12 protein-coding genes are annotated in these 10,793 nt (G+C 60.8%); 5 read left to right on the top strand and 7 right to left on the bottom strand.

Features of this window, described 5'->3' with window-relative positions; all coding sequences use genetic code 11:
* The 5 genes from BW39_RS30605 to BW39_RS31325 form a co-directional block, all read left to right on the top strand.
* The coding region (locus tag BW39_RS30605; protein ID WP_152547310.1) for a LysM peptidoglycan-binding domain-containing protein at positions 1-2,316 on the top strand (2,316 nt) is incomplete at its 5' end.
* Positions 2,317-2,325: 9 nt separating this feature from the next.
* A complete protein-coding gene (locus tag BW39_RS31340) occupies positions 2,326-2,841 on the top strand; it encodes a hypothetical protein (protein WP_152547309.1) in 516 nt (171 codons plus the stop codon).
* 107 nt (positions 2,842-2,948) lie between these two features.
* Complete coding sequence (locus BW39_RS31770) at positions 2,949-3,407, top strand: hypothetical protein (protein WP_200871542.1); 459 nt, start codon at positions 2,949-2,951, stop codon at positions 3,405-3,407.
* Positions 3,356-3,703, top strand: coding sequence for a hypothetical protein (locus BW39_RS31330; protein WP_152547308.1), 348 nt, complete (start codon positions 3,356-3,358; stop codon positions 3,701-3,703). The genes BW39_RS31770 and BW39_RS31330 overlap by 52 nt, the downstream gene beginning before the upstream one ends.
* 12 nt (positions 3,704-3,715) lie before the next feature.
* Entirely contained in the window at positions 3,716-3,964 is a 249-nt protein-coding gene (locus tag BW39_RS31325) for a hypothetical protein (RefSeq protein WP_152547307.1), read from the top strand.
* A 1,072-nt stretch (positions 3,965-5,036) separates the two neighbouring features.
* Here BW39_RS31325 and BW39_RS22920 read toward each other — a convergent pair.
* The 7 genes from BW39_RS22920 to BW39_RS22890 all read right to left on the bottom strand — a co-directional run bounded on the left by BW39_RS22920 (position 5,037) and on the right by BW39_RS22890 (position 10,790).
* Positions 5,037-6,209, bottom strand: coding sequence for a tetratricopeptide repeat protein (locus BW39_RS22920; protein WP_052155416.1), 1,173 nt, complete (start codon positions 6,207-6,209; stop codon positions 5,037-5,039).
* A gap of 83 nt (positions 6,210-6,292) precedes the next feature.
* A complete protein-coding gene (locus BW39_RS22915) occupies positions 6,293-7,144 on the bottom strand; it encodes a sigma-70 family RNA polymerase sigma factor (protein WP_043824482.1) in 852 nt (283 codons plus the stop codon).
* 20 nt (positions 7,145-7,164) lie between these two features.
* Complete coding sequence (gene fliP / locus BW39_RS22910) at positions 7,165-7,914, bottom strand: flagellar type III secretion system pore protein FliP (protein ID WP_231890555.1); 750 nt, start codon at positions 7,912-7,914, stop codon at positions 7,165-7,167.
* Positions 7,911-8,327, bottom strand: coding sequence for a flagellar biosynthetic protein FliO (locus tag BW39_RS22905; RefSeq protein WP_043824480.1), 417 nt, complete (start codon positions 8,325-8,327; stop codon positions 7,911-7,913). The genes fliP and BW39_RS22905 overlap by 4 nt, the downstream gene beginning before the upstream one ends.
* A complete protein-coding gene (locus tag BW39_RS22900; RefSeq protein ID WP_081816285.1) occupies positions 8,324-8,728 on the bottom strand; it encodes a FliM/FliN family flagellar motor switch protein in 405 nt (134 codons plus the stop codon). Before BW39_RS22900 ends, BW39_RS22905 begins: the two co-directional genes overlap by 4 nt.
* A 7-nt stretch (positions 8,729-8,735) precedes the next feature.
* Positions 8,736-9,614, bottom strand: coding sequence for a FliM/FliN family flagellar motor C-terminal domain-containing protein (locus BW39_RS22895; protein ID WP_081816284.1), 879 nt, complete (start codon positions 9,612-9,614; stop codon positions 8,736-8,738).
* A 3-nt stretch (positions 9,615-9,617) separates the two neighbouring features.
* Positions 9,618-10,790 carry a flagellar hook protein FlgE gene (locus BW39_RS22890; RefSeq protein ID WP_043824477.1) on the bottom strand — a complete coding sequence of 391 codons (1,173 nt, stop codon included), beginning with the start codon at positions 10,788-10,790 and terminating at the stop codon, positions 9,618-9,620.
* Positions 10,791-10,793: the final 3 nt, after the last annotated feature.

Below are 10,793 nucleotides of genomic sequence, written 5' to 3'. Positions count from 1 at the left end.
GACTCGGAGAACCCGCCGCAGAACGGCGCCGTCCCCAAATACGTAAACACCGCGGAATTCCACCTCGACGCCGCCCCCCTGAAGCTGCGTGACAGCAATTTCAGCGCCATGAACTACACCGTAGTCGGCGGGGAAACCCTCAAGACCATCGCCCGCAACGTGCTGGGCGACAGCAGCCTGTGGTGGCGCATTGCAGACGCCAACGGCCTGGCCGTCTCGGGTGACGGCGAGCTCACGGCCGGCCAGACCCTGAGCATCCCCAAGCTGGCCCTGAACGCCAACAACGCGGACACCTTCCAGCCCTATGACCCGAGCCGGGTCACGGGCAGCCTGGATTCGGTGCTGCCTGCGCCTGCGGGCCAGGGAGGTGGCTGCGGGGCACTGGGCAAGATCATCATGGTGGCGGTGGCTGTGGTGGTCGCGGCCATGGTGGGACCAGCAATCACCGCAGCGCTCCAAAATGCGGCTTTCGCGAGCCTCGGTTCAGGCGCCCTCTCCAGTGCAGGCTTTGCCACTTTGGCCAGTGCGGCCCCCGTACTAGGGACTGCAGCGGGCGCAACCCTAGGTTCAATCACCAGCCAGGCTGCTGGCAATCTGATGGGCGTGCAGGACGGCTTCAGTTGGAAGCAAGTAGGTCTCGCAGCTATCGCTGGCGGGGTCAGCGGTGGGCTTCAGGGCATGAATTTCACGAGTGCGACGGCCATCGACGGTGGCGCGGCCAGTTTTGGCAATGTGATCGCACGAGCCACCGTGGGCAACGTGCTAAGCCAGGGCATAGGCGTGGTCACCGGGCTACAAGACCGCTTTGACTGGAAGAGCGTGGCAGCCAGCGCGGCCGGTGGCGCCGTGGGCAGCTATGTGGGTGAGCAACTGAAGAGCCCTGACCTATTCAAGGGTTGGGACACCTCGGTCGCCGAGCTCGTGAGGGGGTCGATCAGCGGTTTCGCCGCAGGAACGGCTGCGGCTGTGGCGCATGGTGGTCGCATCAGCATCCAGCAGGTGGCAACGGATGCGTTTGGCAATGCGCTGGGAAGCTCCTTGCTGGACCATCTCAGCAATCCTGGCACAACGGCATCACAGCCCGCCTCTTCCTCCCAGCTCCAAGCCAGCAGCATCCCCGATACCGATCCTGTCGGCATGGGAGGAGCCTATGGAATCCGGCCCGGCCGAGGTGGGTATGGATTGATTCCCTCCGCGGATCCGTTGGCGCAGTGGAGCAATGAAATCGATGGCGGCATCATGCTCAATGGCAGCCTGGCACCGGTGCCAGGTAACACGATTGACCGAGTAACCGTGGGATCAAACCAAGGCCCATTGGCTGCGCTGGCAGCAGCTGGACTTGACGCTCGGCAGCAAAACGCAATGTACGGGCAACTTCTGGCCAACGGCACCATCCGCCTGAACTCACAGGGCGTACCGATGATTCGGCCTGGGCAAGTCCTGGAGTTCGACCTCTCGGACATGAGCAGCGCCAAGCTGGGCGGCAACGCCGTTGCACAGGAAAGCCGTATGCGTATCGCCAGCGATCTGGCAGCCCAGCGCCAGTACCTGGACCGCAACGATGCTCAGTTGCGTGGGCAAATTGAGGAGCAGTTTTCTGCAGGCATTAGCCGTGCACAATGGGCGAGAACACCTCTGATAGAGCAAATACCAGGCGGGCCAGAGCTGTACACTGTGCCCTCCAATACTTCACGCGTAAACGAGCCAATCGGCTATTTGCTGGAAAAAGTAGATAACCTCAACAACTCGCCAATAGGAATGGCTCTTCAGGGCTTGCCCCCTGAGGGTTTGGCAATTGGTGGTATTCGGGCAGGATTACGCTGGGTTGGGAAATCGAACAATATTAGTGAAGTGCTGATGAATGAGCGCAAGCTAGCTGAAAGCCCTAACTTATTCACTGGACCTTCACATAATGCTGCTAATTTTGAGAAACTCAAAGACACTTATAGATCCAGTGATCCATGGATATTTGATATTAATAATCCAGCAAAAATGTGGGATTTAACAGGGAAACAGATTGCGGAAGGATTCAGGCTCGCCGGACATAATGTTACATACTCTCAGAATCGGAAAAGTCTTTCTGAAGTGTACACCGTCGCAGGTCATCCCAACATTTCGAAATTTCAGTTCACCCCTGACTATGCAAGTAGCCACGGCGGGCAATATTACAAATTCATACTACATAATGGATCTGAAATAAAGATTGTGGATCCACTTGAGTATATGTCTGGAACAATAAAATCAAATACAATAATCCTTGATCCTCAAGGATTGCAATTAACAAAAATTAATGGCCAATGGGCAAAATCGAAATAAAGGCGCAAAATGCATAAAATAAACCTGCACTCCGACATAATTCCAGGAAAATCTGCTGCTGGACTTGATTTAGGGATAAATTTCAGTGAAATTAACGATTTAATAACTAATCCGATTCAATGGAAGAGGGAGGATGGACAGGTTCAGTCAGTCATATTAAACGAATCAGGATGGATTTTTGTTCCAACTAGAATAAATAATTCATCACCAGACTCTCCACATATTAATGGTCGTTATTATTACAACTTCGGATCAATTGAACTGAATTTCAACTCAAGTGGAGATCTTGTGCTTATCGCATTATCAAATAAATATAAAGGCCTTTTCTTGAATTCAATTGGTATTGGTGACAAATTAGCAAAAGTTGAAGATTTTTTCAAATTAACATACGACGACATCGAAGAGCTTCATTATCCATCCGTCAATTCTGGAATTTCTGGAATAATTTTTCAAGCCGAAGAATGCTCTCTAGAAGAATCTCCAAACCAAGATATTTACAGAATTATAGTTGAGCGCTCAATATAATATTTATTGGCTATTTTTCTATTGGATAAATAATATTCTCCTCACGAATTTCACAGTTAAGATGTTCAGTCCCACAGTGAGATGGTGCGAATGAAGTCTAAAGCGGCTTGGATCTTTTCCCCCATGCCTCGCAAATCGCCCGGAATGGTGTCTTCCACCTGAGCGCCTTCAGTGCGGGCCGCGAAATCTTGAGCTCTGTGTTTGCCAGAGGCGCCAGTACGATTGGGCGTATTATCCCGGGTGGCTCTGCACGGATGGGTGCAGCCGCCGTTTTCGAGTCTGGTGCTACTGCGACGCCGAAAGGCGGGCCAACGCTCATTAATGGTATTTTGGTTTCAAGCATGAAGCTCCGCCCCAATGCCGAAATTTATGGCAAGGCCGTAACCCGTATAACAGTTGATATTTCTGTGCTGCTGCAAAAAGCAGGCTATAGCGCTGAAGAGTTGACGGAGTACAACTTTGTACGACTCACTGAGGGGAGTACGCCGCCCGAGTGGCTTCAAGCAGAGACGCGTTGGGCGGAGCTGGAAGTGGAGAATTTGATGCCACGTATGGCCACAATTTAATTAATCCACGCAAGCAGTACAAATTTGAAGGCGATATTTCCTCAAAACTGATTATCGGTGAGTGCCGAGCACCTGTCTATATTCGACTGGGTGTGCTTGAGAGTGATGAGCATATAATTCAGACGGTAGCGCATGAGATTAGTGAAATTGAAGAGGCGAGATATGCGATGAAGGTGCTGACCTCGGGGCGGACGTTCTTAGACAAGACGCGGCCAAATATTAAAGGCAATTGGCACTATGACGCTGTAATAGCTGGCGATCAAGCCGTCAATGCTTTCAGGACGAGAATAAAATGAAGAAATCGCATAATGAGCACCGAGCATGAAAAGATTATTGCCGATTGGGTCAAAATGTGGAATGAAGGGTCAGCTCACTTCGCCAGTGATGTGGCATATCCAGCCATTCGCGCGATTTCCGAATCAGGAAAAGGTGATTTATTTCATTTACTACCTCTACCCATTCAAACCGAAGTCCGAGAACTTGTAGCTCAGTTTGTAGCAGACGGGGTCATGGAAGTCGGCGTCAAAGGTGGTATGACAGAGGCCAACATCTCTTAGAGGATGCAGCGGTTCATCAAAGTGCTGCGCGCAAGCGGCATTGATCCTGTTGAGCCGTAACGAAGCCTACTAATTGTGTTTGATTTTTAGCAGCTAACAACAAAATGCCCTCCCCACCCCAGCCACGTTTGCTGAGGTTGGAGAGAGCCTTCTTATCGGCGGTGTCTGATGCTGTACGTCGCCCCTGCGCAAGCAGTATCCAGCATCTGGCTCACAAAGCGCTGCCTAGCTTTGATCAGTTGAGCTATGGACTCAATGTACCGCTCCCCCCCAAGGGACGGGCCCGCGCTTAGAGCGCGCCGAATGTGGCTCTTAGACGAACAATTCATCGAGCGACAATGACAGGGCGTGCGCCACCGTCGGCAGGGCCGAGACGGGGATGGCTTGTGACGCTGGACGATGGAAGCCAAGTACGGCTTGATGGCCGTGCGCTACTGCAGTTCGATTACATCTACTGTTCAACGTGCACGCGGCGCAACGGCAAACCTGCGAGCAGGTGTTCATTGATGCCGATGCGAACAGCCTGACCAGTCATCAGGCAAGCTTCTATGCGGCCATCAGCCGCGCATGCTAAGGCGCATCATCGATTTACACCGATGATCGCGAGCCGCTGCTGCTAGCCATGTGCGAGAGCTGCAGAAGGAGGCGTGGAGCCGGAGGCCGAAGGGCAGTCGCTGCAGGCCAGCCAAGCGTATCCAACCTTAAAGCTGTAGCCAGACCAAAGGGCTATCCTATGCGCATACGAGGTTCGACACGCGCTCATCCACCGTGCCCGCGTGCCCTGCAAACCCGCGCCGGTGCTGGCTTGGGCTACGACGGCACCTTGGGCGCAATGCGTTTGGGACGAAGTCCTGGCCCGCCACGGCAACGCCCCCCAACTCTGAAAACCCGCCCTGGCTAGGACACGTTCCCAAGTACATCAGCGCCGCAGAATTCCGCCTGAATTCCCCTCCCCCGAAGCTGCACGACGGCAGCCTGTGGTGACGCATCGCGCAGGCCAACGGCCTGGCCGTGCGAGCTGAAGGCTGGCCAGTCCCTGAGCATCCTCGCAAGCTCAACAACACCAATCCCCCTATAACCCGGCCCTGGAGGCGCGCAGCACCGCCTTGAGCAACGCATCCTGCCCCCGCAACAGCCGCTTGGCCAGCGCCTGGAAGGATTCCAGATCCCGGATCTCTCCACCCACGATGGCTTGCGCGTAGCGTCCGGAGAGGTTAAAGGCGTCCAGGCGCAGGGCACGCTCAATGTGTTGCTGGGCCTCTTCCGTGCGGCCCTGCAGGGCCAGGGCCACGGCCAGGCCGCCATGGCTTTCGGCGAAGTTGCGGTCCAGGTCCAGCGCGCTGGTGAAGCTGCGCTGCGCTCCCTGCAGGTCGGAGGACAGCAGTTGCGCCCAGGCCTTGCCATGCCAGGTGCCGATATGGCCCGGCATGGTGGCCAGGGCGTTGTCGAAGTGGGCCAGGGCCGTGGGCAGGTCGCCGGCCAGCAGGTCGGCCATGGCACGGGCGGACCAGGCGCGGCCATCGCGCGGGCTGATCTGCAGGGCGGCGCGGGCCTGCGTGCGGGCCTGTGCCGCATCCTGGCGCGCCAGCGCCAGCGAGGACTGGGTGACCAGGGCCTCGATGGGGCGGTCGTCAGGCGTGGCCTGCTCCAGCGCACGGGCGGCCCATTGGCCTGCACGCTCCAACTGATCCGCATCCAGGGCTGCGAGGCTGGCCACGCCCGCGGCGGCGGCGGGCAGTTGCTGTTTTGCATCAGCAGCGGCAGCCCAGGTCACGGCCTGGTCCAACTGGCCCGCGTGGTGCAGTGCACGCAGCCACAGGCGGGCCAATGCGGCCGACGCAGGGTGGTCCAGATCCTGCAGCCGGGGGGTCAGCCTGTCTGCGCAGTCCTGGTAGCGGCCATCCTGGAAGGCGATCCAGGCCAGGTTGTGCAGCACGGCATCGGTGAATTCTCGGGGTGCGCCATCCAGCGACATCAAGGTCCCCAGCAGTTCGGCGGCGAGCTGGTACTGGCCCTGGGCCAGCAGAAGGTCGCCTTCGCGCAGCGACCAGGCCAGGTTGCCGGGCTGCAGCGCCTGGGCGTGCCGCAGGTGAAAGGCGGCACGCTCCCATTGGGCACATTGCAGCGCCGCCCCAAAGGCTTCGGTCAGCAGGCCGGGGTTGGACGGGTCTTCACGCAGATAGGCTTCCAGGCGTTCCAGCCTGGCCGTGGAGCCTTCGTCAGGCTGGGGAGTTTGTGCGCTCATGGATGTTCCCTCGGATGGTGGTGATTGTCAGGGCAGCCACGGGGGCTGAAGCTGTGGTGGGATTGGCGGGTATGGGCAGGCGTCTAGAGGAAGACGTCGCAGGGCGGCCCCTGTCCCAGCATGTGGCGCAACTTGCCCAACCCCTGGCGGTGCAGCTGCGAAATCCGGCTGCGCGAGACGCCCAGCATGGCGGCAATCTCGTCGAACGGGATTTCCTGCTGATAGTGGTAGCGGATGACCTTGCTCTCCTGGGCTGGCAGCCGTGCCAGGGCCTCGCGCAGTTGCTCCCGCCAGCGTTGCAGTTCGGTCTTTCGGAAGTACAGCACGTCGGGGGAGGCGGCCACGGCGGCAACGTCCCCGCCTTCGGATTCCCCGTCGGCGGCGACCATGCCGGTGTCCTCCAGCATGACACCCAGCGCAATGCCTATGCCGACTTCGGCCAGGTAGGCCAGCAAGGTGCTCTGGCGCGAGCGGGCCGCCGGGCCGCGCGCCGTTGCCCCTCGGCCTTCATCGCAGGGATGGGACGCAGCTGCCTCCAGCGCCGCAGATTTGACGCTTTCGAGCCGTTCGGCCTGAAGGCGCTTGCGGGCCGCGATCTGCTGGCTTTTCTCGGTGGTTTTCTCCAGGCCGTTGAGCAAGGCACCACGGATGCGATGGGCCACGTAGGTCTTGAACTGGGCGCCACGCTCCGGCTCGTAACGGTCCACGGACTCCATCAGGCCCAGGCGCGCCAGTTGCAGGTAGTCGTCAAACTCCACATCGGCGTGGATCCGGCCGCGGTAATGCACGGCAGCGAGGGTGCGGGCAAAGGGCAGGTAGTGCAGCACCAGCCGATCGCGGGCCGCTGCATCGCCTGCCCTGCGCCAGCGCGACCACAGTTGCGCCTCTTCCTCCAGGAGAAGATCCGTGCTTGCGGAAGGTGCGGCGGCAGCCATGGCGGGCAAACGCGCAGGCCTCAGTGAAAGCTGCCCACCAGCGCACGCAGCAGCAGGCTCCAGCCGTCGATGAGGATGAACATCAGCACCTTGATAGGCAAGGCGATGGTAGTGGGCGGCATCATCATCATGCCCAGCGTCATGAGCACGCTGGAGACGATCAGGTCGATGAGCAGAAAGGGCAGGAAGACGACAAAGCCGATCTGGAAGGCTGCGCGCAGCTCGGACAGCATGAAGGCTGGAATCAGTTGCACGTTGCTGATGTCGTCCATGGACGCGGGCGGCTCGGCCTTGGACAGTTCGACCATGAGGGCCAGGTCCTGCTCGCGCGTCTGGCGCACCATGAAGTCGCGCAGCGGCGCCATGCCCTTGGCAAAGCCTTCCTGCATGCCGGCGCGGCCTTCCATGAAGGGCTGAACGGCTTCGCGGTTGACCTGCTCCAGAACGGGCGCCATGGTGAACATGGTGAGGAACAGCGCCAGTCCGATGAGCACGGTGTTGGGCGGCGTTTCGTTCATGCCGATGGCGTGGCGCAGCATGGACAGCACGATGATGATGCGCAGGAAGCTGGTCACGCAGACCAGCAAGGCGGGCAGCACGGCCAGCAGGGTCAGGCCGATGACGATGCGCAGGGCCTGCGATGTCTCCGTGGCTGCACTGGCCTTGCCGCTGGCCTGCGCATAGGCGGCACCCGCCATGAACAACAGGGCGCCCACGGCTGCGGCCCTGCGCAGCCCCTGACGCAGGCTGCTGGATGCGGCTTGTGTCATGGCGTGCCGTCCTTGCCTTCGTTGGTGGACAGGCCTGGCTGCGCCGCGCTCTCATCCAGCGGCGCCTCGGCGAGCAAGGCGATGGACTGGGGTGCGCAGCCTATCAGCAGCCGCCTGCCCTGCCAGGTCACCTCGTGCACGCTGTGCTGGGGGGTCAGGCGTGCGCTGGAGACCAGGCTGGTGCGGAGCTCCTGCTTTTTTTGCAGACTGCCCATCCACCGTCCCAGCCAGCCCGCTGCCGGCGCCTTGCCCTCACTGGCAGCGCCGCCCGGCCGGCACTTGCGCCAGGCCACGAAGACCAGCAGCAGCAGGACGATGAAAACACCCATCCACGCCAGTTCCTCGGCGGGCGTGCCGGGAACGGGCGCTGGCTCGCGGCGCAGGGGGATGGACTCCGGCAGTGCCACGGTCATGGATGGGCCTTGGCTTGAAGTCCCAGCGGCGTGGGCAGCTCTGTCAGGCGCACGGCGAAGCGGTCGCCCACAGCCACCAGTTGACCACGCGCAACCACCTGGCCTTCCACCAGCAGGTCCACGGCCTGCTCCACAGCCGTGTCCAACACCAGCACCTGCTGCGCCTGGGCGCCCAGCAGTTCACCGACCGTCAGCGTGGCAGTGCCCACGCAGACCTGCACGGTGGTCTTGACCTGGTGCAGCGGGTGCAGGCTGGGTACCAGCGGCTGGGGTGCCGCAGAGGAAGCCGGGGAAGAGGCAGCAGTATCCAGCTCGGCAAGTTCGATGCGCTGCATGCGCGGGGCCGGAGACGGAATGGATTGCGCGCCAGGAGCTTGCGGCGGCGTGTTCTGCAAAGACATAGACAGTTCAGGAAGATGTGTTGGAAAGGGGTTGAAGCTCGACGCCCAGGCGGTCTTGCGACTGCCCCAGCCAGCCGGTGCACAGGAGTTCTCCGGCATCCATGCCCTGCCGGGATTGCAGTCGCAGCAGGGCAGGCTGTTCCAGCGCATGCGTCAAGGTGATGACATCGCCCGGCGCCAGCGATTGCAGCTGTCCCAGGCTCAGTGATATGGGGTCGAGTTCGAGGCGGACCGTCACCGTCTGGCTGTGCAGGGCACTTGCCAGCGGCACCAGCGGGACCAGGGGCACCAGGGGTTTGCGTACGGCGCCGTCGTCCTGATCCCGCGAGCCGGTACCCAGCTCACCACGCGAGGCGAGGACTTGCTCCACGGCAGATGCGTTCAGGTGCAGCACCCAGCGCACCCCGCCCCAGTCCAGCGCCAGGACAACGGCACCGGACCAGAGTCCGGGGGCGCCGCCCTGATGTTCCCCCAGGCTGGCACCCGCCAGCTGGCGCAGCTCGCCATTCAAGGACTGCCAGGCCTGTGCGCACAGCCCTGCGGCCATGTCCAGGGCAGGTGCTGCCGGACCGCGCCGGTCGGGATCAGCCGCAGGCTGGCCGAACAGGAGCGCGTGCAGAGCGCGTGGCGCGGCCTGTTCGTCCAGCATGTCCACGCCTTCGCCCTCATTGGCACCGGGGTCCTGCACGCGCAATGCCGCAGGCGCCCCCGGGGCATCGCCATGCACGCTCCAGTCGGCATGCCACTGGAGCAGCACGGCCTGCACGGCGTCGCAGACGTTGTCTTTCTGGCGGGCGCTCCAGACCCGCAGCGGCCTGGCCCTACCCGATTCCTGCAGGGACAGCAGACCTGCAGCCACGCATTGATCCTGCAATGTACGCACCATGGATCAACGGCTCTTCATGGAGAAAAGCTCCTGCAGCATCTCGTTGGCCGTGGAGATGACCTGGGAGCTGGCCTGGTAGCCGCGCTGCATGATGACCAGGTCGCTGAACTCCTGCGACAGATCGACGTTGGAGATTTCCACATAGCCCGCGCGCACATTGCCAAAGGCGCCACCGGCCACGCCCGTATGCCAGGCACCGCCGTCCAGCGCCACGAATTCGTTGTTGCCCACGGTGCCCACGGCATCGACCGTGTCGAAGCGCCCCAGCGACAGGCGGGGTCCCTTGGTGGTCTGTCCGTTGCCATAGGTCAACACCAGGGTGCCCGTCGCATCGAAGGAGACAGAGCTGAGTTCCGCCGGCGCATAGCCGTCCTGGGACGCAAAGGCCAGGGTGGACAGGGTGCCCGAAGCGAAGGAGGTGACATCGGTGCTGAAGTCCAGCGTCACTGGCATGGCGGCCTGACCGGCAGGCGAGTAGGTGAAGGACAGCCTGGAGGTGGCTGCCGTGGGCTTGCCGTCCTGAAAGACGATCTGCTTGGTATCGACAAGGGTGGTGCCATCCATCAACTCCACCTTCCAGCTGCCTGCCGTGGTGGCATTGGTGTTGGTGAGCTTGAGGGTCAGCAGATGCTCGCCGCCCGCCGCGTCATAGACGCGCACGCCACTGACCGTCTGGTCCGTGCCTGCGCTCGACAGATTGCCCGTGAATTTGGCGGAGGTCGTGTCCTTGCCCGTGGTGGTCTTGAGATTGGCGATGCTGATCTCGGTCGCCGCGCCGTTGGTGCCCACGCCCATGACCTTGGCTCCGCTGCCGCTGACGAGCACGCCGGTCTTGTCGAACTGGAACTGGCCCGCGCGCGTGTAGCGGATGCTGCCGTCCTCGGCCTTGAGCATGAACAGTCCCTGGCCGTCCATGGCCAGGTCCAGCCCGTTGCCGGTCTGGCGCAGCTCGCCGGGCTTGAAGGACATGGCCGTGCCGGTGGTCGTCACGCCATAGCCCATCTGACCGAACTGGCGGCCCGAATAGCCTCCGCCCGCATAGAAGGCATCGGCAAAGCGCAGCGTGGAGCTTTTGAAGCCGGGCGTGTTGAGGTTGGTGGTGTTGTTGGCAATGACACGCAGCCCGCGCGAGAAGCTGGCCAGGCCCGTCATGCCGACGTAGATGGATTCGATCATGGA

It is taken from the genome of Delftia sp. RIT313, from assembly GCF_000632165.1.
In the GTDB taxonomy this organism is placed as follows: domain Bacteria; phylum Pseudomonadota; class Gammaproteobacteria; order Burkholderiales; family Burkholderiaceae_C; genus Comamonas; species Comamonas acidovorans.
Note: the sequence above shows the minus strand (reverse complement) of the source record. Positions and strands in the feature narration are given on the sequence as shown.